Here is a 22,380-nt window from a genome sequence, read left to right on the forward strand (position 1 = left end):
TGCAGAACCATCAGTTAAATAGACCTTTCAGCAATCCATCGACGGCTTTCTTCGTCTCTTCATCTTTGATTTTGTCAGTCAATTTCTCAACACCGCGATCCACTTCTTTCTTGGCTTTTTGTTTGAGTACATCATCAAACACCAAGCGGAATTTTGGATCACTCCATGGACCTGAAATATTAATCGGAATAGTCACATCACGTAGATCATCAATGCTTTTCCCGCCCTGACCTTCTAACGAGCCAACAATCGAGGTGCGCACTAAAAAGTCGACATTCTGCTGTAGGTAATTGGCTTTCCCTTCACCATGAATACGCAGCAGCGGCGACTGCATATTAAGATCGTTGGTCGTCACTTCACCTTTATTGAGTTTCAAGGTCGCGGTCATCGCACTAAAGTCCGTCTTCTTGACAGCATCCACTTGTTGTACGTCCTGTCCTTTGATTTTGGCATAGTTGGTACGAATCAGGTTGGCGATGTTGATACCATTCACTGCACCATCTTCAAAGTTAATCGCGACTGTACCTAGAAGGTTTTTCTGAATCCCAGTCGGTGTCAGACTTTGACCTTGTACATTCACATCAATGTTGCCAGTACCTTCGAGCATCTCATTATTCAACACATCTTTGAGTAAAGGCTTTACTTGTACCCCTTTGATTTGCTTCTTCACACTGTAAGTCGCGGGCGTTTTACGCGCATCCACTTGCGCGGTCGCTTGCACAGATCCTTGATACAGATTCGCAGTGAAGGATTTCAAATCCACTACACCACGATTAACCACAAAGCTGGTTTTGACGTTTTGCAGATGCGCATTGTTAGCTTTGAATTTGTCGATGCTGATGTCGCCTGCAACATCCAAGGTTTTCAAAGCCGACAGATCAGGTTCCACTTCTGTTGGTGCATTTACCGCAGATGCAGAAGCGGAAGTTGCAGCCGCGTCCTTGGCAGGCGTAGCTTGTGACTCTTGAGCTTTCGTGCCTAAGAAGGCATCCAAATCAATATCAGGGCTGTGCAGGTTAAAACGTATTTTCGGAATATCTGCAAGCGTTACATCCGCTTTGCCATCGAAACTCAGCGCATTGGCCGTCAGTTTATTCAGTAGCACATTCAAGTGGTTTTTCGTCAGATCAAAGGAGATTTGTGAATCCAAACCAATCTTCATTGGCGACTGTGGCAACGCTGCACCTTCCAGCTCAGCTTCCAGTTTCAAACCATTCAAACCGACTTTAGTAATTGCCTTATCCACCATCAGTGACGCAGAACCTTTTGCATTGAGCTTCATGTCCGCCGCTTTACCCGCTACGGAGAAAGTCAGCGCATTGGCTTTATCAAATTCAAAGGTATCCAGTTTTAGCTTAGCTGAATCGATCTGATTACTTGGGTCACTAAAGCTCGCATCAAGATTGATATTACGTAGTGCATACTGCTTAAAATCTGCTGATAGACGTACTTCGGCATCACCTTGCGCAGCAAATTTTTGCTGGTCTTTGTCACCCTTAGCAGCAAAGGTCGCTTTCGTCCAACTCTCAGGCGCAAACTCAGCAACGCTCAGTTGAACGTCATACAACTTGGTGTGAGTGCCCGCTTTCTTATCGGTGATCTCCAAAACTGCGTTGGACACAGAAACGCCACCCAACTCAATACTCCAAGCCGCTGCAGACTCACTTGAGCTTGGCTGAGACGTGGGGGTAGATTCTGTCACTGCAGGCGTTGCCGCTGACTTGGATTGTACTTGCGTCAACGCATCCAAATTAGAGCGACCATCTTTGAGAGTTTCCAGATGGAACTCTGCGCCATCCAAACGAATATTGCCGATTTTGAGCTGCTTATCGAACAGCGGCATGACTGAAACATCAATGCCCACACTATCGACTTTAAACAAATTCGGGCTTGCAAAACCTTGTGGGTTTTTCAGCTCGGTTTTCCCTAATTCAAATCCAATGGAAGGGAAAAATTGCCAACCGATATCCCCTTCAATAACGAGGTCCAAACCAGTTTGCTTTTTAGCTTGTTCAACAATTAAAGGTTTAAATTGGTTAGGGTTGACCAATAACACCAACGCAAGCAGTGCGCCAACAATGACCACCACTAGACCGAGAAGAGAAAGAAACAGTTTTTTCATCTGCTTTTCCTTGCTTGACGAGAAAAAGAAAGTGGCACTTAAAGTGCCACTTCTACTGGTAAAAATAAAGCGAACCGATGCAAAGCTCTGGTCAAAATTACGATTTGAGCAATTTTGCGATATGCGCTTTGAGTACATCAATCGCAATTCTGTTTTTACCGCCACGAGGCACAATAATGTCTGCGTACTGTTTTGACGGCTCAATAAATTGCATAAACATCGGGCGCACCGTCTCTTGGTACTGCTTCAGTACGGATTCCATCGTACGGCCGCGCTCTTGCACATCACGCTTAACACGACGCAGCAAACAGATATCCAACGGAGTATCCATAAATACAGTCGCGTGCATCAAATCACGTAGACGTGGATCAGTTAGGAGCAAAATACCTTCCAGAATGATCACTTTTTTCGGGGTCATAGTAGTGGTTTTGTCCGTACGAGTATGCTCAGTATAGCTGTACTCTGGCACTTCAACCGCTTCACCACGCGCTAACATTTGCAAATGCTGGCACAGTAAATCGTGATCCAGCGCATTCGGGTGGTCGTAGTTGGTTTTAACACGTTCTTCCATGCTCAGATGACTCTGATCTTTGTAGTAGCAATCTTCCGTAATCACACCGATTTGATGGTCACCCACTTTGGCGCGTAGCTCATTATAAATCGTGCTCGCAATAAGGCTTTTACCAGAAGCAGAAGCGCCAGCAATACCGACGATGACACATTGATTATTCTCAGACATGGTTATGCACCCGAAACATGGTTGTGAGGAGTTAAGATAAACCGCCTGATTATAGGGAGAATGTGACCGCGATACCAGTTTGCATTGGGCAAAAACGACCATATAAATATCGGATGGATAAGTTTAAACCAGAGCAAACGATTACATTCACTCTGGCTGTTAGAGCAGGATGCTGTTTTAATTAACCCACTGAATTTGAATGCTCTCCGGCTTGGGTTTTCCCTGCCAGTAAAGAGAAGCACACACACGCTGCGCAAGTTCTAAATAACGTTGGGTATGTTCACTCCTCGGGCGTGCAACAACTGTCGGAATGCCAGCATCCGTATCCTCACGCATTTCGATATGCAGCGGAATTTGTGCCAGCAGGGATAAGCCAAATTCAGCGGCAAGAGTTTGTGCCCCTCCCTCGCCAAAAATGTGTTCTTTTTCGCCACAATGACTACAGATGTGATAGCTCATGTTCTCCACCAACCCAATCACAGGCACGTCCACTTTGGCAAACATTGCCGCGCCTTTGCGAGCATCCGCTAACGCTAAATCTTGCGGTGTCGTCACTATTATTGCGCCCGTCACCGGAATTTGCTGCGCGAGAGTGAGCTGAATATCCCCCGTGCCCGGCGGCATATCAATCACTAGATAATCCAGATCCGGCCACTCGGTTTCATTGAGTAACTGCGCCAGCGCTTTGGATGCCATTGGCCCACGCCAAATCGCAGCATCCGCCTCATCAACCAAATAACCAATCGAATGCGTGGCAATGCCGTGCGCCTCAATTGGCTGCATCCATTTATTGTCACGCACTACTGGTTTAGCTTTGGTTTTACCGAGCATCAGCGGGACTGAGGGGCCATAAATATCGGCGTCTAATAGACCGACTTTGGCACCTGATTTCGCAATCGCGAGTGCAAGATTCACCGCAGTCGTGGATTTACCCACGCCACCTTTACCTGAAGTTACCGCAATAATATTTTTCACCCCTTTGACTGCCGCACTTACGCGAGTTTCCAGTGCTTGAGGTTTAACTTGAATGTCAAAAGTGACAGGCGCAATCGCGCCGATTGCCTGCTGCTTGGCGACCCAGTCACTCAATTCATTGATAAGAGTGTTCGCAGCAAACGGCAGTTGAATCGTGACTTGCTGATTTGGCGTTATCGTAACGACAGACGGTGACATTGCCCAATCTGCAATTAAATCGGGATGCGAAAATTGACTCAGCCATAGGCAGAGATCCTGTTTGGATTGAATAGATTGCATAACTTCCCCTTTTTTACCCATGCTATCACCGCTCAGCCTGCGACTGAACCCCGAAAAAGATAGGGGAATCAACTGTTGCGCGCCTTGGCGTGACTGCGTGCTTAGGGTAGTATTATCGCTTCAATTTGGTCCCTATCAAGAAAAGCGAATATTAAGTATGGCAAACGATCCAAGAAAACTTCTGGTAACTTGTGCCCTGCCTTACGCGAACGGTTCAATCCACCTTGGTCATATGCTTGAGCATATCCAAGCTGACATTTGGGTTCGTTATCAGCGTCTGCGTGGCAATACAGTAAACTTTATCTGTGCGGATGACGCGCACGGCACACCTATCATGCTGAAAGCACAGCAAATGGGTATGACACCAGAAGCAATGATCGAGATGGTGAGCGAAGAGCACCAACGCGACTTTGCTGGCTTCGATATTAGCTTTGATAACTACCACAGCACGCACAGCGATGAAAACCGCGAGCTGGCTTCACACATCTATCTGCAACTGAAAAAGAACGGCTTTATTTCAAGCCGTACGATTTCTCAGCTGTTCGATCCTGAAAAAGAGATGTTCCTGCCTGATCGTTTCGTAAAAGGCACCTGCCCGAAATGTAAATCGGAAGACCAGTACGGTGACAACTGTGACGCCTGTGGTGAAACTTACAGCCCGACTGAGCTGATCAATCCAAAATCCGCCGTCTCTGGCGCGACGCCAGTGATGAAAGATTCTGAGCACTTCTTCTTCGACCTGCCTCAGTTTGAGAGCATGCTCAAAGAGTGGACGCGTTCAGGCTCTCTGCAATCAGAAACCGCCAATAAAATGCAAGAGTGGTTTGAAGGTGGCTTGCAGCAGTGGGATATTTCCCGTGATGCACCGTATTTCGGTTTTGAAATCCCGGGCGAGAAAGACAAATTCTTCTACGTGTGGCTAGATGCTCCGATTGGTTACATGGGTTCATTCAAAAACCTGTGCGACAAGCGTGGCGATCTGGACTTTGACGAGTATTGGAATAAAGACAGTAAAACTGAGCTTTACCACTTCATCGGTAAAGACATCGTTTACTTCCACAGCTTGTTCTGGCCTGCAATGCTGGATGGTTCTGGTTTCCGTAAACCAACCAACGTGTTTGTGCATGGTTATGTGACCGTCAATGGCGCGAAAATGTCTAAGTCGAAAGGTACGTTTGTGAAAGCAAGCACTTACCTGAATCACTTGGATCCAGAGTGTCTGCGTTACTACTACGCGGCAAAACTGAACAACCGCATTGACGATCTCGATTTGAACCTCGAAGACTTCACCCAACGTGTGAATGCTGACGTGGTGAACAAAATCGTTAACCTTGCGTCACGTAACGCAGGTTTCATCACTAAACGTTTTGATGGCAAGCTGTCAGCACAATTTGCTGAGCCTGAGCTGTATGCTGAATTTGCTGGCGCAGCCGATCGTATTGCTGAGCTGTTTGAAGCGCGTGAGTTTGGTCGTGCCATCCGTGAAATTACTGCATTGGCAGACAAAGCGAACCAGTATGTGGATGAAAAAGCCCCTTGGGTTGTCGCGAAACAAGAAGGCCAAGACCAAGCACTGCAAGACATCTGTACGGTAGGCATTAACCTATTCCGCGTACTGATGACTTACCTCAAGCCAGTGATGCCTGCGTTGGCAGAGCGTACTGAAGCTTTCCTTAACCAAGAACTGACTTGGGAAGGCGTAGCAACTCCGCTAACGGATCATGCGGTCACGCCATTCAAAGCGCTGTTCAACCGTATCGATCCGAAACACGTTGAAGCCATGATTGAAGCGTCGAAAGCGGAAGCGGCAGCAGAAAAAGCCGCGGCAGACGCAGCAAAACCAAAGAGCGCAGAAACGGAACTGAGCAAAGATCCCCTAGCGGCTGAAATTGAGTTCGATGATTTCGCGAAAGTTGATCTGCGTATTGCCAAGATTCTTTCTTGTGAAGCGGTCGAGAAATCAGACAAGTTACTGAAGTTTGAACTGGACATCGGCGGTGAAACCCGTCAAGTCTTCTCTGGTATTAAGTCTGCTTACAAACCAGAAGATCTGATTGGTAAATACACTGTCGTCGTAGCAAACCTCAAACCACGTAAGATGAAGTTTGGTATGTCAGAAGGCATGATCCTCGCGGCTGGTCCTGGCGGTAGTGACCTGTGGTTGCTTGAACCGCATCAAGGTGCTCAAGCAGGCATGCGCGTGATGTAATTCTCGCCATCCTTTATTCTCGTCTCTCATCAATGTTGAGAGATGAGAGCCTTTAAAGCCTTTGCGACTGCAAAGGCTTTTTTGTTATTGAACATTACGACTACACTGGCACACTTCTCTTCCTAGAACTCAGAATAGCTTTCCTGAAAATACCCACCTTAACTCACATTATTTGCGCAGCTTGCCCCATAAATGTGCATTAAAAATCACAACAAATTTCTAATTAATTGATTTTAAATCAGTAATTCTCTGGCATTCAAACTGCACTATTCCCAACATCCTCTCTTCTCTCTCTTTCAAATACAGAGAGGAACCGTCAAACACCAACACGGAGGTAACTATGTTTGTGACGATTTCAATGCTTGTTTCAGTGGCTATTCTTGGCTTGATTTACACACTTTCTCAACAAAAGCACTCTGCGCAGCAGCGTAAATTTGAGTTGCTTGTTTGTTTGCGCGAAGTACTTGCCCTGTGTCGCCAGCATCGTAGTTTGACTCACCAAACTCTTAGTCAGTTAGGGCTTGGTCAACAAGGAATGACTCAGCAAAGGCAACTCCATCTGCAAGATTTACAACAGCACTTGTTGGAGAAATCAGAGCAACTGATCCAAATCGCCCATTTTGATAACAGACCGTCTTATCGGATTTTGCAGAACTCATTAAAGAAGGTGTTAAACGAGTGGTCACAAGCTAACGTGAGCAAGAATCAACGCTTGCATGGCAAGCTGATCCGCCACTGCATGTATTTGATGGATGATGTGGTATTGGCATGGTTAGCGGAATCAGGTCGTGAAGAACTGAGTGATGAGTACCATATGAACTGGCAGCAAATTTTTGATGCAATGGAGACACTGACTCAATTACGCCTGTGTATTGACGATACTCGAAATGAAAACAACGGGTTACGTATAAGACATTATTGTGAAATGATGCAACGCAAGCTGAATCAATTGGCGCTAATCAGCCCCTTAACGCTGGGCTCGCCAGTCTGTTCATCCGCAATGCGTCAACTCAATGAGGTGACGGACAATACTCACGTAGAGTTGGAGAGCGATGCGCTGTACCAATTAAGCTCTGAGCTTTCATCAACCATTGCTCAGGTTTACGATCATATGCTCAATGATCTGGTGGAAAGCCTTTATCACCCTTTGCCGCAACTCGTTGTCGCTTAAACAGAAGCGGAAAACAGAAAGCGCCACACAAGGTGGCGCTTTTTAGTCATACTCTTTAGTAATAACTAAGGAGTCTATGAATTATTTGAGCATCTTACGCGCAGCTTCCACCACGACTTTGATTGAGCGCGCTTCGGTTTCTTTCAGTGTCGCGTGGTCTGGGATCTCTTTCTGAGTACGGTTGATGATCACACCCGCTACACAGCCCGCTTTCAAACCTGAACTTGCACACATGGTCAACAGAGTTGCGGATTCCATTTCAAAGTTCAGCACGCCCATCTCTTGCCACTCTTTCATGGAGCCTTGGAAACGGCGCACGACGCGACCAGTAAAAGTGTCGTAACGCTCTTGGCCTGGGTAGAAGGTATCAGAAGAAGCCGTGATACCCATATGTACCGCCGCACCGCTTTCTTGTGCCGCCGCTTTCATTGCGGTTGCAACATCAAAATCCGGTACAGCAGGGAATTCCATCGGTGCGAAGTGCAGGCTTGCACCATCCAAACGCACTGAACCAGTTGTAACAATCATGTCACCCACATTAACGTGGGGCTGAATAGCACCTGTAGTGCCAACACGCAGGAAAGTGCGCACACCCAATTGTGCCAATTCTTCAACCGCAATCGACGTTGAAGGGCCACCAATACCGGTTGAACAAACCACAACAGACTGGCCATCCAGCTCCGCGCGGTACACGGTATATTCACGATGGCTAGCGAGGAAAACTGGGTTATCCATCAGCTCCGCAATTTTCTGCACACGAGCAGGATCACCCGGAATAATGGCTAATGTTGCACCATTTAAATCAGCTTCGGTCACACCAAGGTGAAATACAGTTTTGGTCATAAGGGGGCTCCTTCATTGCGTCTATTCAGCGCACTTATCATTTAGGGTACTGAGACACTGTACCTGATAGAGTCATCTAATTAAGTGATTTCAATCACAAGGAAAAGAGCAATGAGTGACAAACTTTCACAAATTATCGATCAATATCACAATGCAAATGTATCTGTGCTGCAAATCTATCCATATATACGGAAAGGCTATGTAGGAGCTGGCTCATTAGAATGATGGCATCATTTCAACTAGGGGGACTTCCCCTAGTTGAACGTCCATTATGAGGATTGAGAAGATGAATTTTGAGTACGGAACTTGAGCAAACGCAACGCGTTGAGTGTAACCAGTGCTGTTGCCCCACTATCGGCAAGCACCGCGACCCATAGACCTGTGATACCCAGTAGGCTTGTGACCAAAAACACGACTTTGAGTCCTAATGATAAGGTGACGTTTTGGCGAATGATGCTCAACGTGGCGCGTGAAAGCTCAATCATCCCCGCAAGCTCAACCAAACGGTTGTGGGTAATTGCAGCATCGGCGGTTTCTAGTGCGACATCGGTACCACCGCCCATCGCAATACCTATACTTGCTTCTTTCATCGCGGGCGCATCATTAATGCCATCCCCGACCATGGCAACTCGTTGGTTTTGCGCCAACTGTTGGATATAACGCACTTTATCTTGGGGCAATAATCCTGCACGAAAATCCATATTGAGTTGACGGCTCATCGCCGCAGCACTGCGTTCATTGTCGCCGGTCAACATCAATGCATTCACACCGATGTTCTGCAAAGCTTCAACAGCTTGGCGCGCATCATCACGCAAGGTATCTTGCCAAGCAATAACACCGACAACGCTCTCTCCTTCTAACATCACCACAACAGTTTTACTTTCTGCTTCAAGAGCTGCTACTTGTTGAACGACTGCATCCGGTAAAGCTGTGTCTACTCGATTTGGCGCTAAAATACTGTACGCTACCCCATTGATATGGCCACGAATTCCACGGCCGACCAACGCCGTACGATCTTCAGCTTCTGGAATATCCAACTGAGCAGCTTGCGCTTTAGCAACGAGCGATGTAGCCAATGGATGATGTGAACCCATCTCTATCGCTGCGGCCTGCGCTAATAAGGTAAGGCCATCCCAATCTTGGTAAGGAATGATATCCGTCACTTGTGGTTTACCTTCCGTCAAAGTGCCCGTTTTATCAAACGCAATGGTTTCGATTTTTCCTAATTGCTCTAATGCCGCCCCACCTTTAATCAAAGCCCCACGGCGTGCCGCAGCCGCTAGACCGGATGTAATCGCAGCAGGCGTTGAAATCACTAATGCACAAGGACAAGCAATCAACAGCAGCGCCAAACCACGGTAGATCCACGTTTGCCAATCGGCACCAAATGCCAATGGTGGAATGATGATCACCGCAATCGCGACCAACATCATTAATGGCGTGTACCAACGGCTGAATTTATCTAGGAAACGCTCCAACGGCGCTTTGCGTGACTCCGCTTCTTCGATCATGTGCAAAATACGATCGATCGCATTTTCACCTTGTTTAGAGGTAATTTCGACCTGCACGACTTTGTCAACAATGACGCAACCCGCCGAAACACGATCGCCCTCTGTCAGCTCCACCGGCAGCGATTCCCCCGTTAGTGCGCTATTATCTAGGCTCGCGCTAGCAAGCAAACGACCATCAGCTGGAAGACGCCCACCAGGAGCCACTTCGATAATATCTCCAGGCTGTAACTGCGCCGCAGGCACTGTGATACGTTGACCATTTTCAATTCGTAGGGCATTTTCGGGCACCAACGCCATCAGGGCTTGTACACCCGTGCGCGCCCGTGATGCCGCGTAAGCTTCCAGTCGCTCACCAATCAAAAACAGCAGTAAGACCATAGCGGCTTCTAAGGTTTCGCCGAGATATAAGGCCCCGATAGCGGCAACGGACATTAGCGTTTCAATCGAGAAAGGAGAACCCGATTTCGCCAAACGCCAAGCTTGTTGGATGATAGGGAATAAACCCCATAGACAGGTTGCAATGAAAATCCAACGACTGATGTCGTCTGAACTGACTAAAACACCAATCGCCATCAGTGCCACAATGCCAATAATTCGGCCATTTTCACCCTGCCAGAATCGAGGCTGAGTTTGTGATGATGGCGCAGAGCCTTCCGTTGGGGAGCTTAAAGTAAATCCGGTATCGCGTACCACCTGTTCAATTTGCTGTGCAGTCGCCTGTTGATTAAAACTCACGACCAGTTTTTGAGTTGCAAATGTCACTTGTACTCGAGTGACATCACTCAGTTGCTTGACGGCCTTTTCAATTTTTTGGGCGCAGGAGGGGCAATCCATACCTGACACAAGCCAACTCTGCTGGTAGGTAGCACTAGATGAACCTATCTGACCTCGAGCAGGCTCTTCATCAAGGGTAGAGCCTCCCTCACCCTCAGTAGCGCTACAACAGCTATCCCCCTCGCTGTGTGATGCAACACCTTCAGCTCGGATTGACAAAATTTTAGGGCTACCCGAACAACTCGTAGCATGTGCAGAAAGCGGTTGATGTAATGATTTAGAACGACACGCTTGATGTTTAACACACATATTTCGATCTCCTTTTTGTGGTCTATCGCCAGCCTACACCTTGGAGTTAACTTCAAGGTCAAGCCATTTTTTACGATAAACGCACAAAACAGGTCGCTCTGCATCATTTTCCAACTAAACCGGATGTTGAAAACAACTGTTCAAAGTTTTACTTAATGCGCGCAACACATCGCGCCGAGTGATCACCCCAACTAATTGACCTTCCGCGATCACCGGATACATTTTGGGTTTTCCCACTTTCATCATGGCCGCCATTTCGATAATCGAAGTCTCGGGGGACACAAATAGCACTTCTTTATGCATGCAGTCACTGACGATATGGGTATCTTGGCAGTGATAACTGGCATGTACCAATTTATCCAATAGATCCTGCTCAGATAAAAAACCCACCACACGTCGCTGTGCATCAATCACAGGCCCCCCCATATTCTCTGAACGTACAACCTTATCCAAGGCAGCAGTGAGAGACATATCTGGGCTGAATGTGATTGCTTTTGTGGTCATATAATCACTTACTTTCAGTGAGTCCATTCTGATCTCCTTTGCGTCAAAATCATGCTCATTTACATCAGTGTTGTTCAAAATGTCTGATTTAGCCTGTCTCATTTTGTAGCTTAGCCACACAATTTAGACCATTTCACATTTTTATGAACGCCATGAACTTCATCAAAAGTGATGATATGTATCAGTGTCTATTCACGATAAGATGAACTATAAATAGATTATTACGCAATCAATCAATAGGGACAGAGTCGGTGACTTCCATTTTTTCCTCAACGGTTATTGCCAACCCTGAAATCCTGCAGTTTATCTTTCAATCACTGCCTGAGCCGACTTTTCTTATTAATAAGCAAGGTGTGTATTTGGAAGCGTGGGGGGGCACCGACAGTGAACGCCACCATAACCCTGCTTACTTAGTGGGGTTGAACCAATACGACGTTTTGCCTGCTGTTCAAGCAGCTTGGTTCTCTGAAGTGATTGTGGAAGCGATTGAGCAAAATTGTGCGAAAGAGCTTGAATATGATATTGATCCAACCCAGCTGCCCTGCTTTGATACCGTCCCAGGCCCTACCGATAAGCAATATTTCTCTGCCTTAGTCATTCCTCTTCCCGGAGCAGAAATGGTGCTCTGGACGGTACGTAATATTTCTGATTACAAGCACACCGTTGAAAAGCTCGCTCATCACCAACTTGAACTAGAGCATCTCACTCATATGGATCATCTCACTCAGGTTTATAACCGCTATGCAATGGACTCTCTACTGCCTCAAGCTTTGGAAATTGCCAGACTCGACAAAGTCAGTGCGGCATTACTGATGATCGATATTGATTGCTTTAAAGAGTACAACGATGGGTATGGCCACATTCAGGGTGATGAAGTGCTGCGTAAAATTGGGCAAACACTGCGTCGATGGAAGTCCAACCTCGATCTCTGCTTTCGCTATGGTGGGGACGAATTTTTGATTTTTATGACTGGGATAGATGCAGCGATGAGCCAACAACGAGCGGAAGAACTGATGTCGATGGTGGAAAGAATGAACATCCAACACCGACACTCAAGAGTCGCCGATCATGTCACGATCACGATCGGCATTCGTCACTGCGAGGAAATTGACAAAGCATTAACCGCAGAAAAGCTCGTGGCAGTGGCCGACAAAGCCTTGTTTCACGCGAAACACGAGCAGCGTGGCACCATTCATATGTTAAGTGGTACCTCGTGGGATGAATAACCGTGTCGATTATTCGCCTTTCACCCAACGTTGTGCGGCTTGATGGTCGCTGTCACGCGAATCCACCCAGCGGCTTTCTTCCGTTGTCAGCTCTTTCTTCCAAAAAGGCGCGCGGGTTTTCAGGTAATCCATGATGAACTCGCACGCCTCAAAGGCCGCATTACGATGCGCACTGGTCACACCAACAAACACAATTTGATCGCCACTGAGCATATCGCCCACACGATGGATCACCCGAACGCGCAGCAGAGGCCAACGCTCTTCCGCCATATCGCAAATCTCCAACAAGGATTTTTCCGTCATGCCCGGATAGTGTTCAAGGTGCAGCCCCACCACATTATCGCCCAAGTTCATGTCGCGAACCTTGCCGACAAAAGTTACCACAGCGCCCGCTTGAGTGCCTTGCGCTAAAGCTTCATATTCTTGAGCGATAGAGAAATCTTCCGTTTGCACGGCAACGCGATTGTCCATATTAACCTCCGGTTACCGGCGGGAAGAAGGCCACTTCATCACCGTCTTGTAATGGCGTATCAAATGGCACAATTGATTGGTTGACAGCAGCCAGCAACTTGCCCGCCTCTAAAGCCAAATCCCACTTACCCGGTTGCTGAACCAAATGCTGACGCAAAGCTTCTACACTCGAAAAATGCTCATCCACAGTAAGGCTATCGCAACCGACTAACTCTCGGGTTTGTGCAAAAAAAAGTACCTTAATCATGCATCCACCTTAAAGTGTCCTGACTTACCGCCCGATTTTTCAAGCAACCGAACATTCTCAATCACAATGTCTTTCTGTACCGCTTTGCACATATCGTAAATGGTGAGCGCAGCAACCGACGCCGCTGTCAGCGCTTCCATCTCAACTCCGGTTTTACCGCTGAGTTTACACAGCGATTCAATGCGTACACTGTTTTGCTCCGGCAATGCTTCTAACTGTACTTCCACTTTAGAAAGCAGCAGAGGATGGCAAAGGGGTATTAGCTCCCACGTACGTTTTGCCGCTTGAATGCCCGCAATACGCGCTGTGGCAAACACATCCCCTTTATGGTGCTGACCAGAGAGAATCAGTTGCAGCGTTGCGGGTGCCATGCGCACATAGGCCTCGGCACGAGCTTCACGGACGGTATCGGCTTTATTCGACACGTCCACCATATTGGCTTCACCCGAAGCATTAATGTGAGTGAGTTGACTCATCAAACCTCCCTTATACCGTCAGGTGTGGCATAAAGTTACATGGGCGATGAGAAGCATCCAATTGCTGTTTAATGATTTTTGTCCAACCTGTGCGGCATGCACCTGTTGAACCCGGCATAGCAAAAATTACCGTGTGGTTAGCAAAACCCGCTACCGCGCGAGATTGAATGGTCGATGTACCGATTTCTTCAAAAGACACCATACGGAACAGCTCGCCAAAGCCTTCCACTTCTTTATCAAACAGAGGCTTAAGCGCTTCAGGTGTGCTGTCACGTGAGGTAAACCCTGTGCCACCGGTGATCAAAATCGCTTGGATGGTTTCATCCGCAATCCATTGTGAAACCACCGCACGGATTTTGTACATATCGTCAATCACGATCTGCTTATCAGCCAGTTTATGACCCGCTTCTTGTAGCTGTTCAGCCAGATAGCGACCAGACGTATCATTTTCTTCAGTACGCGTATCTGACACCGTTAATACGGCGATGTTTGCTGCTTGAAATTTGCTTTCTGCGTGACCCATTTGTTCACCTTTTAAAAATGGTTAAACCTCGATAGCGAGGTCAAATTATCGGTAGAAACTCAGCCGCCAATAGACGCTAAATGAGGCGTGACACCCGAGTTTCCATCATGCAGGAAGTGGGTTTCCGCCTTGTTTTGCAACTGGGCTTGAATTCGTTCAATCAATGCGTTTTCTTGTTGATCTTCCTGAAGGAGATCGCGCAAATCTATGCCTTGTTCGCCAAATAAGCAGAGATGCAGTTTGCCCAGCGCCGACACACGTAGGCGATTACAACTGCTACAAAAGTTCTTCTCATAAGGCATGATGAGGCCTATCTCCCCTTGGTAATCAGGGTGGATAAACACCTGTGCAGGGCCATCGTTATCGGCTCTGGCTTTGAGTAGCCAGCCGTTACCGAGGAGATAGTCGCGGATCGAAGTGCCAGAGACATGATGGCGAGCAAACAGCTCATCCATTTCTCCGGTCTGCATCAATTCAATAAAACGTAGTTGGATGGGACGGGTTTTAATCCACGCCATAAATTTTGGCAGCTCAAGGTGGTTAAGATTTTTCATCAGCACCACGTTGACTTTGACTTGCTCGAAACCGACCTCAAACGCGCGATCAATACCGGACATCACTTGCTGGAAACGGTTTTCACCCGTGATTTGCGCGAACATACGCGGATCTAAACTATCCACGCTGACATTCAGTTGCGTCAACCCCGCTTCACGCCACTCACCAATATGTTTGGCTAATCGGTAGCCGTTGGTGGTAGTGGCAACTTTCTGAATGCCAGGAGTTTGCGCTATGGTTTGAATGATTTCACTGAAATCTTTGCGCAGCGAAGGTTCACCGCCGGTGATTCTCACCTTTGAAGTGCCACAATGGGCAAACGCATTCACCACACGGCGAATCTCGTTAACGGTCAGAAAAGAGGCAGGGCGATCCACTGACGGCTTATAGCCATCAGGTAAGCAATACGTACATTTGAAATTACAAACGTCGGTTATGGATAGACGTAAATAGTAGAATTTACGTTGAAATCTGTCTTCGAATTGTTGCGCCACAGAACACCTTTCCAAATACGGGAGGCAAAATCATTTCCAATCATGCCCTTGTGACATTTTGTCACTGGCTTACAACGCATATTTAAAGGTTTAAACTTAGCGCGGTAAGCTCGGAGTTAAGGCCAAGCAGGGCGATGTTTCCATCCCTTTAGCTCAAGCTGTTGGTAAAATACTTAATAATTGTACGTGATTCTAGCCTTAACGAGAAAAAAATGATTACCTTGGGGAAATTAGCCCTAAATGGGTACTCATTGTGAATGAAGTTAGTTAAATTGCTGCTGGTTATGAAAAAATAAGAAGATGCTCATGTCTCTATACGAAAACAAAAAAGTCGTTGCTATCGGGGGCGGTCATGGTTTGGGACGCATGTTGGCGGCGCTCAAAGTGTTTGGCTCCAATGCAACAGGCATAGTCACCACCACAGATAATGGCGGTTCGACAGGACGTATTCGTCACTGCCAAGGTGGCATTGCTTGGGGCGATACCCGCAACTGCATCAATCAGCTTATTACCGAGCCTTCCATCAGCTCGATGATGTTTGAGTACCGCTTCAAGGGTGCGGGGGAACTCAATGGCCATAACTTGGGCAACCTTATGCTCACGGCTTTGGACAACCTTTCCGTACGTCCACTGGATGCGATTAATCTGATCCGCAACATGCTCAAGGTCGATGTGAATATTCTGCCGATGTCTGAGCACCCGTCCGATCTGGCAGCACTCTCAGTAGACGGTAAATGGGTAACGGGCGAAACCAGCGTTGACGAGATGACGCAAGATTTGCGGCGACTCGACCTTTCACCAGAAGTCCCCGCAACCAAAGAAGCAATTACCGCGATTCAAGAAGCGGACTGCGTGATTCTCGGCCCTGGCAGTTTTTTAACCAGCATCATGCCGCCGCTGCTATTACCAGAACTGGGTAAAGCGATTGCGCGTAATCAAAAGGCAAAAGTGATTTTTGTGGAAAACCTTTCCCCAGAATATGGGCCAGCGGGAAGAATGAGCCTAGAGCAGAAGTTGGAGTGGTGTGAAAGAGCGTGTCAGGGGCGCAAAATCGATGTGGTTTTAGGTCACCACCCTCATCCTGACCTGCAAGGACGTTGGAACTTTGTAACTCGTGATTTGGCTTCTGCCAACCGTGACTGGCGTCATGATCGGCAGAAGCTCAGACTAGCAGTTGAAGAGCAGTTAATCGACGAGTTCTGAGTAACATTGATGCGTCAGCTTCAGCAGTTCTAGCATCTGTTCCACTTCTAGCGAGATGTCAATCATCTCGCCAGATTTGGCTCGGCTATCCAGCTCTACGGCTTTTGCACACAAACGATCTGCACCAAAACTGGCCGCACTACTTTTCAGGGCATGGCTGACCTCTTTGAGATACGCCAATTTATCGGCTACAGCTTCACTCACTAGCCTCATCTGATAATCGTTCAATTCACCAAGAAAAATGTTGACCAAAATCGGCACATTTTCTTCGCCAATTTCTCTTGCCAGCAAATCAATTTTGCTTTGGTTAATCCATTCTCTCATTGCTTACCGCTCCTTCTCTTTTTCTTTGACTTTCTCATTCCAAGCTTGAAGCTTGCGGTAAATCGTCGATGGGCTGACATCCAAATAGGTCGCTGCACGAGGAATATTGCCATCACAAGCTTCAATGGCTTGCTCAATGGCTTGTTTCTCCGTCATCCACAGCGGGAAAATTTCATGCACCGACACTTTATTTTCATGGGCGAGAGGTAAAGCTCGATTGATCGGTTCTGGCATTTGGTTAAGCGGCGGTGGCAACATATCCAAAGTAATTTCACGCCCTTCATTGAGCACAACAACGTTGCGCAATACGTTTTGTAGCTGGCGCACGTTACCCGGCCACTCATAGTGACGGAAGCGTTCGACCACTTCTGCCGACAAACGTATGAAGTCCTTACCTTCTTCTTTGGACATAAAGCCAAGTAGCGAGTAGGCAATTTCAATCACATCATCACCGCGAGCCCGTAACGGTGGTAAATGCAATGGGATCACATACAAACGGTAATACAAGTCTTCACGAAAACGGCCTTCTTGCACTTCTTTCCATGGGTCACGGTTGGTTGCGCAAACAAAGCGCACATCCACACTTTTCATTTTCGATGAGCCAACTTTTTGGAAGGTTCCGGTTTGGATGAAACGCAGCAGTTTGGTCTGCAAATCCAGATCCATTTCGCATAGCTCATCCAAAAACAGTGTGCCACCATCAGCAGCTTCCGCAGCCCCTTGGCGTTCAGTCGCCGCCCCCGTAAAAGCCCCTTTTACGTGACCAAACAGCTCACTTTCGATCAAATCTTTAGGAATAGCTGCACAGTTAATTGCAATAAACGGTTTATCACCTCGTTTACTCGCAGCATGAATCGCTTCGGCACACACCTCTTTACCTGTACCACTTTCGCCGGTAATGAAGATACTGGCTTTACTGCTCGCCGCAGAATCGATAGTGCGGTAAACGGCTTGCATGGTTTGGCTGCTGCCGATAAAGCCTTGGTAATTTTGATTTTTATTATCAACATCGTTTTTGAGTTTCGATGCTTTACGAATCGCGTTATTCACGGTTACGCGTAGACGATCCGCTTCACAAGGCTTAATCAGAAAGTCTTGAGCGCCGTGGCGCATCGCTTCAACCGCTGTATCAATCGATCCATGCGCTGTCATAAACACAATCGGAACATCCGGCGATTTCTGCTTAACGGCGTGTAATACGTCCATCCCTGTCATATCAGGCAAACGTAAATCGAGCAGGATGAGATCGGGCTCGCGACGACCAATACTTTCAATCGCATCGCGGCCAGTTCCAACGATATTGATATCAATATCCAGTGGCGTGAGATAAGAGCGATACAACGCCGCTACCGATGCCGTATCCTCTACCATGAGTACATATTTGGTTTTTTGTAGTGATTGATTGGGTTGCATAACCTAGCCATATTTGTTTTGCATTTTGCTGTAATAATTGCATTTGGAATTGCATTTTGCAAATTTGTACTGAAATTTCCCAGCAGAAAACGTCAAGGATCACAAATATTGACCAAATTGAGTTGGCACGATATGTGCTTAGTTACTATTGACCCGCAAGGGTCACCTAGCCAACTGACGTTGTTAGTGAATGAAAATGTTCACAAATAACAGCCAATAGACTCATTCTATTGGCTATTTTTTTATCTGCTTTCTCTTATCTACTCAACTATTAGTAATAAACTGCTGACGTAATTGATGGATTTCATCACGTTTTTGAGCCGCTAACTCAAACTCTAAATTCTGTGCATGTTGATACATCACTGTTTCGAGTTTGCTGATCTCTTTTTCCAACTGTTGTGGTGTCAGCACTTGGTACTGTGCCGATTCTTCAGCTACTTTCGCTAAAGGCACCACTTTGCTGTTCTTCTGCTTACGAGATTTCGCAATATCGCCCAACTCCATGATGTCTTTCACGCTGCGTTTTAATGGCTGCGGAGTAATGCCCAACTGCTCGTTATAAGCATGTTGCTTCTCGCGGCGGCGCTCGGTTTCATCCATCGCTTTACGCATCGATTTGGTGATCGAGTCTGCGTACAGGATCGCTTTACCATTGATGTTACGAGCAGCTCGCCCGATGGTCTGAATTAATGAACGTTCAGAACGCAAGAAGCCTTCTTTGTCTGCATCAAGAATAGCCACTAAAGCGACTTCCGGCATATCCAAACCTTCACGGAGCAAGTTTATCCCCACCAACACATCAAACACACCCAACCGCAGATCGCGGATGATTTCGACCCGTTCAACCGTATCAATGTCTGAATGCAGATAGCGTACTTTCACTCCATGCTCATGCAGATATTCAGTAAGATCTTCTGCCATTCGTTTGGTTAAGGTTGTCACCAAGATCCGCTCATCATTCGCTGCACGAACACGCGCTTCTGAAAGTAAATCATCCACTTGAGTGGCTACTGGGCGCACTTCGATAATCGGATCCAACAAACCAGTTGGGCGAACTACTTGATCCGCCACTTCACCACCCGATTTGGTGAGCTCATACTCACCCGGCGTTGCAGACACAAAAATGGTTTGCGGAGCCAGTGCTTCAAATTCATCAAATTTAAGCGGGCGGTTATCCAGAGCCGAAGGTAAGCGGAATCCAAACTCCACCAACGTTTCCTTACGTGAACGGTCACCTTTAAACATGGCGCCAATTTGTGGCACGGTGACGTGGGATTCATCGATGATCAGCAGACCATCGTGAGGTAAGTAGTCAAATAAGGTTGGAGGTGGCTCCCCCTCGGAGCGCCCACTGAGGTAACGCGAGTAGTTTTCAATACCAGAGCAGAATCCCAACTCGTTCATCATCTCAATATCAAACTGAGTTCGCTGAGAAATCCGCTGCTCTTCAAGCAACTTATTGTTATCCAGCAGATACTGGCGGCGCACCTGTAACTCACTCTTGATCAGCTCTATCGCCTCAAGAATTCGTTCACGCGGCGTCACATAGTGCGTTTTAGGGTAAACAGTAAAACGCGCTAAATCGCGCGATGTCACGACCCCTGTTAATGGCTCAAAGAGACTGATGCATTCCACTTCATCATCAAACATCTCAACCCGAACGGCTTCTTGATCCGATTCTGCTGGAAAGATATCAATGACTTCGCCTCGAACTCGGAATTGACCCCGTTCAAAAGCCATATCATTACGTGAATATTGCAACTCAGCCAAACGACGCAGCATATCGCGTTGGTTGATCACATCACCTCGGCGTAAATGCAGCATCATTTTTAAGTAAGAATCGGGATCACCCAGACCATAGATGGCCGAAACCGAAGCGACAATCACGGCATCTTTACGCTCTAATAATGCTTTTGTCGCGGATAAACGCATCTGCTCAATGTGCGCATTAACCGAAGAGTCTTTTTCAATAAAAGTATCGGTGCTCGGAACGTAAGCTTCTGGCTGATAGTAGTCATAGTAGGAGACGAAGTATTCCACCGCATTGTTGGGAAAAAATGCTTTCATCTCACCATACAGCTGCGCAGCAAGGGTTTTATTCGGCGCCAACAAAATCGTAGGCCGCTGAGCGGTGGCAATCACATTGGCTAACGTAAAGGTTTTACCCGACCCCGTTACCCCAAGCAGAGTTTGGTGTGCCAACCCCGAATCTAAACCTTCCAACAATTGCTTAATGGCTGTGGGTTGATCGCCGGCGGGTTGATAGTCGGAAACCAGCTCAAATGCTTTACTCATTGCATCCTCGTCACGCTTGTTTGTTGAGCGCTATTGTTGCTGTATGCATGATGGATGATCAAGCACTTATTCCGCCCCTTTTGAGTCCGTACAGCGTGATGTAAACGGATTTCCTAGCCACTGTACGATAAGTCTTGTTTTTACTCAAAATAATTCTAGCTTCTGACGTTGCGCTTTGTTAATATCCTCAGCCCTACTTTGGCCTAGTGCCGACCTCTAAAGTCAAAATAATCCACCAGTTTTCCCCAATTTTTCCTCTATTCGCTTTCTAACGTCCATTTTTCATGCTCATCTCATCAACATAGATAATTGTGGAAAAGTTGAAATAAAAAAGCAAAAACAAACAGTTAACCAAAGTAAACCATCATTTTCAAACTGAGCTTTTACTCAAAAAATAGCCACCATGTAACTAACTCAAGATTCATCAACACACTTATCCACAAATTTAGTGGATAAGTGAATACAGCTCAATAGCGGTAAGGGATACAAAAAAGTAAACCCTTGGGCACATAAAAAAGGGACATTTTTTTTATCGAAAAACATTGACACTACAATCTCAGATCGCTAACATCCGCCCCGAAACTATTCCTCCTTAGTTCAGTCGGTAGAACGGCGGACTGTTAATCCGTATGTCGCAGGTTCGAGTCCCGCAGGAGGAGCCAAATTTCAGAAAAAAGACGTCCTAGGACGTCTTTTTTTATTTCTCTCTTATGGATTTCAACTACCGCACCCCACTCCAGTCTTCCCAATTTGCTCACCATGTCTTGCCTATCATCTCGAGAGCAACTCGTTCAATGGTTTGCTAACTGGTTTTTTATTTTTTCACGTAGCGCTTTATGTGCTGAGTTATTGGCTTCACGCTTGTGATAAACCAAGTGATAAGGAATAACACTGGTACTGATCGGGCACTCCAACACTTGCAGTTGTAATGTGCTTGCCCACTTTTGTGCAAAAGAGTGTGAAATCACAGCTATAGAGTCGGATTGCGATACATAAAGCGCAATTCCAGCAATTGAGCCGCACACAATATCAATTTGGCGATCTTCAATCGGTTCTCGACAAATTTGCTCCAACCCGCGGAGCTTACCCCAAAGCCCACTGTAAAGTACGTGCTTCTCTTGATAAAAGGCTTCTTTGGTTAACGTATCCTGAATTCTTGGATGCCCCGCTCGACAAATAACCACTAAAGGCTCATGGTGAATTTCTTCAACTACAAAAGCACTGTCTTTCGCTAATAGGGTGTCCAAAATTAAGTCCACATTTTGCTGCCGAAGCAGCTCTAATAGTTGGTGCTTATCGGGTGGGGACTCACTTAACGCTACATTTTCTAGCGGTAATAAGCAGTGCAGTATCGCTTCATTACAATAGACATTGAAATGCTCTCGCATCTCCATCGTACTTTCGATCATATTCAATGCTTGACGGAAAAACGGCACCAGTTGATGTCCTTTGCTGGTTAATGCAATGCCACGACCGTTTTTGGTAAACAAAGGCTGACCATATTGCTTTTCCAATCGTTTGATTGCCGAACTCACCGCGGGTTGGGTGAGCTGAAGCTTTTCCGCCGCTTGAGTAAAGGATTGAAACTCAGCAACCACCAAGAATGTCCGGACTAAATTCAGGTCCATAAATCACCACACCTATAAATTTGATTTATGAATGTTAAAACATTCACTCGATTGTTTCTCTTTAAAATTAGGACTAATCTGAATCGGAT

19 protein-coding genes, 1 tRNA gene and 1 riboswitch are annotated in these 22,380 nt (G+C 46.7%); of the genes, 5 read left to right on the top strand and 15 right to left on the bottom strand.

Going from position 1 to position 22,380, the window contains the following annotated elements; all coding sequences use genetic code 11:
* Positions 1–10: 10 nt before the first annotated feature.
* The 3 genes from VOA_RS0117605 to apbC form a co-directional block, all read right to left on the bottom strand.
* On the bottom strand, positions 11–2,122 hold the full coding sequence (locus tag VOA_RS0117605) for an AsmA family protein (RefSeq protein ID WP_000732651.1): 2,112 nt from the start codon (positions 2,120–2,122) through the stop codon (positions 11–13).
* 97 nt (positions 2,123–2,219) lie between these two features.
* Complete coding sequence (gene udk, locus VOA_RS0117610; RefSeq protein WP_001293732.1) at positions 2,220–2,861, bottom strand: uridine kinase; 642 nt, start codon at positions 2,859–2,861, stop codon at positions 2,220–2,222.
* Positions 2,862–3,038: 177 nt separating this feature from the next.
* Positions 3,039–4,115: an iron-sulfur cluster carrier protein ApbC gene (apbC, locus tag VOA_RS11545; protein WP_032468218.1), complete on the bottom strand. Its 1,077-nt coding sequence runs from the start codon at positions 4,113–4,115 to the stop codon at positions 3,039–3,041.
* 157 nt (positions 4,116–4,272) lie between these two features.
* On the opposite strand from apbC, the gene metG reads away from it, so the two are divergent.
* Positions 4,273–6,324 (top strand): methionine--tRNA ligase, encoded by a 2,052-nt coding sequence (gene metG, locus VOA_RS11540; protein ID WP_001262535.1) that lies wholly within the window; start codon positions 4,273–4,275, stop codon positions 6,322–6,324.
* A gap of 340 nt (positions 6,325–6,664) precedes the next feature.
* Positions 6,665–7,495, top strand: coding sequence for a hypothetical protein (locus tag VOA_RS11535; RefSeq protein WP_000498226.1), 831 nt, complete (start codon positions 6,665–6,667; stop codon positions 7,493–7,495).
* A gap of 81 nt (positions 7,496–7,576) precedes the next feature.
* Here VOA_RS11535 and udp read toward each other — a convergent pair whose 3' ends face one another.
* From udp to VOA_RS11520, 3 genes are all read right to left on the bottom strand, one after another.
* The gene (gene udp / locus VOA_RS11530; protein ID WP_000169475.1) at positions 7,577–8,338 is read right to left on the bottom strand and encodes a uridine phosphorylase; all 762 of its coding nucleotides are present in this window, start codon (positions 8,336–8,338) and stop codon (positions 7,577–7,579) included.
* Positions 8,339–8,607: 269 nt separating this feature from the next.
* Complete coding sequence (locus VOA_RS11525) at positions 8,608–10,932, bottom strand: zinc/cadmium/mercury/lead-transporting ATPase (protein WP_032468176.1); 2,325 nt, start codon at positions 10,930–10,932, stop codon at positions 8,608–8,610.
* A 114-nt stretch (positions 10,933–11,046) separates the two neighbouring features.
* Positions 11,047–11,463 (bottom strand): CBS domain-containing protein, encoded by a 417-nt coding sequence (locus VOA_RS11520; protein ID WP_000377747.1) that lies wholly within the window; start codon positions 11,461–11,463, stop codon positions 11,047–11,049.
* A 224-nt stretch (positions 11,464–11,687) separates the two neighbouring features.
* On the opposite strand from VOA_RS11520, the gene VOA_RS11515 reads away from it, so the two are divergent.
* A complete protein-coding gene (locus tag VOA_RS11515) occupies positions 11,688–12,662 on the top strand; it encodes a GGDEF domain-containing protein (protein ID WP_000200637.1) in 975 nt (324 codons plus the stop codon).
* Between the two features lie 9 nt (positions 12,663–12,671).
* Here VOA_RS11515 and moaE read toward each other — a convergent pair whose 3' ends face one another.
* From moaE to moaA, 5 genes are all read right to left on the bottom strand, one after another.
* Complete coding sequence (gene moaE / locus VOA_RS11510; protein ID WP_000370417.1) at positions 12,672–13,133, bottom strand: molybdopterin synthase catalytic subunit MoaE; 462 nt, start codon at positions 13,131–13,133, stop codon at positions 12,672–12,674.
* 1 nt (position 13,134) lies between these two features.
* Entirely contained in the window at positions 13,135–13,380 is a 246-nt protein-coding gene (moaD, locus tag VOA_RS11505; protein ID WP_000598594.1) for a molybdopterin synthase sulfur carrier subunit, read from the bottom strand.
* Positions 13,377–13,856, bottom strand: coding sequence for a cyclic pyranopterin monophosphate synthase MoaC (moaC, locus tag VOA_RS11500; RefSeq protein ID WP_000080905.1), 480 nt, complete (start codon positions 13,854–13,856; stop codon positions 13,377–13,379). The genes moaD and moaC overlap by 4 nt, the downstream gene beginning before the upstream one ends.
* Positions 13,857–13,866: 10 nt before the next feature.
* Complete coding sequence (gene moaB / locus VOA_RS11495) at positions 13,867–14,379, bottom strand: molybdenum cofactor biosynthesis protein B (RefSeq protein WP_000509704.1); 513 nt, start codon at positions 14,377–14,379, stop codon at positions 13,867–13,869.
* 59 nt (positions 14,380–14,438) lie between these two features.
* Positions 14,439–15,428 (bottom strand): GTP 3',8-cyclase MoaA, encoded by a 990-nt coding sequence (moaA, locus tag VOA_RS11490; RefSeq protein ID WP_000068573.1) that lies wholly within the window; start codon positions 15,426–15,428, stop codon positions 14,439–14,441.
* Positions 15,417–15,556: riboswitch (molybdenum cofactor riboswitch) on the bottom strand. It overlaps the preceding gene by 12 nt.
* 178 nt (positions 15,557–15,734) lie before the next feature.
* Here moaA and VOA_RS11485 point away from each other — a divergent pair.
* Positions 15,735–16,631 carry a YvcK family protein gene (locus tag VOA_RS11485; RefSeq protein ID WP_000061077.1) on the top strand — a complete coding sequence of 299 codons (897 nt, stop codon included), beginning with the start codon at positions 15,735–15,737 and terminating at the stop codon, positions 16,629–16,631.
* Here VOA_RS11485 and luxU read toward each other — a convergent pair.
* The 3 genes from luxU to uvrB form a co-directional block, all read right to left on the bottom strand.
* Positions 16,614–16,955, bottom strand: a complete 342-nt coding sequence (luxU, locus tag VOA_RS11480; RefSeq protein ID WP_001209534.1) for a quorum-sensing phosphorelay protein LuxU — start codon at positions 16,953–16,955, stop codon at positions 16,614–16,616. The two genes, VOA_RS11485 and luxU, sit on opposite strands and share 18 nt — an antisense overlap.
* Positions 16,956–16,958: 3 nt before the next feature.
* A complete protein-coding gene (luxO, locus tag VOA_RS11475) occupies positions 16,959–18,368 on the bottom strand; it encodes a quorum-sensing sigma-54 dependent transcriptional regulator LuxO (protein WP_001183004.1) in 1,410 nt (469 codons plus the stop codon).
* Between the two features lie 264 nt (positions 18,369–18,632).
* A complete protein-coding gene (gene uvrB / locus VOA_RS11470) occupies positions 18,633–20,663 on the bottom strand; it encodes an excinuclease ABC subunit UvrB (RefSeq protein ID WP_000029981.1) in 2,031 nt (676 codons plus the stop codon).
* Positions 20,664–21,249: 586 nt separating this feature from the next.
* Here uvrB and VOA_RS11465 point away from each other — a divergent pair.
* Positions 21,250–21,325, top strand: a tRNA-Asn gene (locus tag VOA_RS11465).
* A gap of 129 nt (positions 21,326–21,454) precedes the next feature.
* On the opposite strand, the gene VOA_RS11460 is transcribed toward VOA_RS11465, so the two are convergent.
* Entirely contained in the window at positions 21,455–22,291 is an 837-nt protein-coding gene (locus tag VOA_RS11460; RefSeq protein ID WP_000365332.1) for a LysR family transcriptional regulator, read from the bottom strand.
* Between the last annotated feature and the right edge of the window lie 89 nt (positions 22,292–22,380).

Origin of the sequence: Vibrio sp. RC586 (assembly GCF_000176715.1) — a bacterium.
In the GTDB taxonomy this organism is placed as follows: domain Bacteria; phylum Pseudomonadota; class Gammaproteobacteria; order Enterobacterales; family Vibrionaceae; genus Vibrio.

Bases quoted from the DNA above. Each gene is read 5' to 3' on its own strand.
- VOA_RS11460 (WP_000365332.1), bottom strand. From the start codon at position 22,291: ATGGACCTGAATTTAGTCCGGACATTCTTGGTGGTTGCTGAGTTTCAA.
- udp (WP_000169475.1), bottom strand. From the start codon at position 8,338: ATGACCAAAACTGTATTTCACCTTGGTGTGACCGAAGCTGATTTAAAT.
- moaD (WP_000598594.1), bottom strand. From the start codon at position 13,380: ATGATTAAGGTACTTTTTTTTGCACAAACCCGAGAGTTAGTCGGTTGC.
- moaE (WP_000370417.1), bottom strand. From the start codon at position 13,133: ATGGACAATCGCGTTGCCGTGCAAACGGAAGATTTCTCTATCGCTCAA.
- luxO (WP_001183004.1), bottom strand. From the start codon at position 18,368: ATGCAACCCAATCAATCACTACAAAAAACCAAATATGTACTCATGGTA.
- udk (WP_001293732.1), bottom strand. From the start codon at position 2,861: ATGTCTGAGAATAATCAATGTGTCATCGTCGGTATTGCTGGCGCTTCT.
- luxU (WP_001209534.1), bottom strand. From the start codon at position 16,955: ATGAGAGAATGGATTAACCAAAGCAAAATTGATTTGCTGGCAAGAGAA.
- metG (WP_001262535.1), top strand. From the start codon at position 4,273: ATGGCAAACGATCCAAGAAAACTTCTGGTAACTTGTGCCCTGCCTTAC.
- VOA_RS11525 (WP_032468176.1), bottom strand. From the start codon at position 10,932: ATGTGTGTTAAACATCAAGCGTGTCGTTCTAAATCATTACATCAACCG.
- moaB (WP_000509704.1), bottom strand. From the start codon at position 14,379: ATGGGTCACGCAGAAAGCAAATTTCAAGCAGCAAACATCGCCGTATTA.
- VOA_RS11520 (WP_000377747.1), bottom strand. From the start codon at position 11,463: ATGGACTCACTGAAAGTAAGTGATTATATGACCACAAAAGCAATCACA.
- VOA_RS0117605 (WP_000732651.1), bottom strand. From the start codon at position 2,122: ATGAAAAAACTGTTTCTTTCTCTTCTCGGTCTAGTGGTGGTCATTGTT.
- VOA_RS11485 (WP_000061077.1), top strand. From the start codon at position 15,735: ATGTCTCTATACGAAAACAAAAAAGTCGTTGCTATCGGGGGCGGTCAT.
- apbC (WP_032468218.1), bottom strand. From the start codon at position 4,115: ATGCAATCTATTCAATCCAAACAGGATCTCTGCCTATGGCTGAGTCAA.
- VOA_RS11535 (WP_000498226.1), top strand. From the start codon at position 6,665: ATGTTTGTGACGATTTCAATGCTTGTTTCAGTGGCTATTCTTGGCTTG.
- moaC (WP_000080905.1), bottom strand. From the start codon at position 13,856: ATGAGTCAACTCACTCACATTAATGCTTCGGGTGAAGCCAATATGGTG.
- uvrB (WP_000029981.1), bottom strand. From the start codon at position 20,663: ATGAGTAAAGCATTTGAGCTGGTTTCCGACTATCAACCCGCCGGCGAT.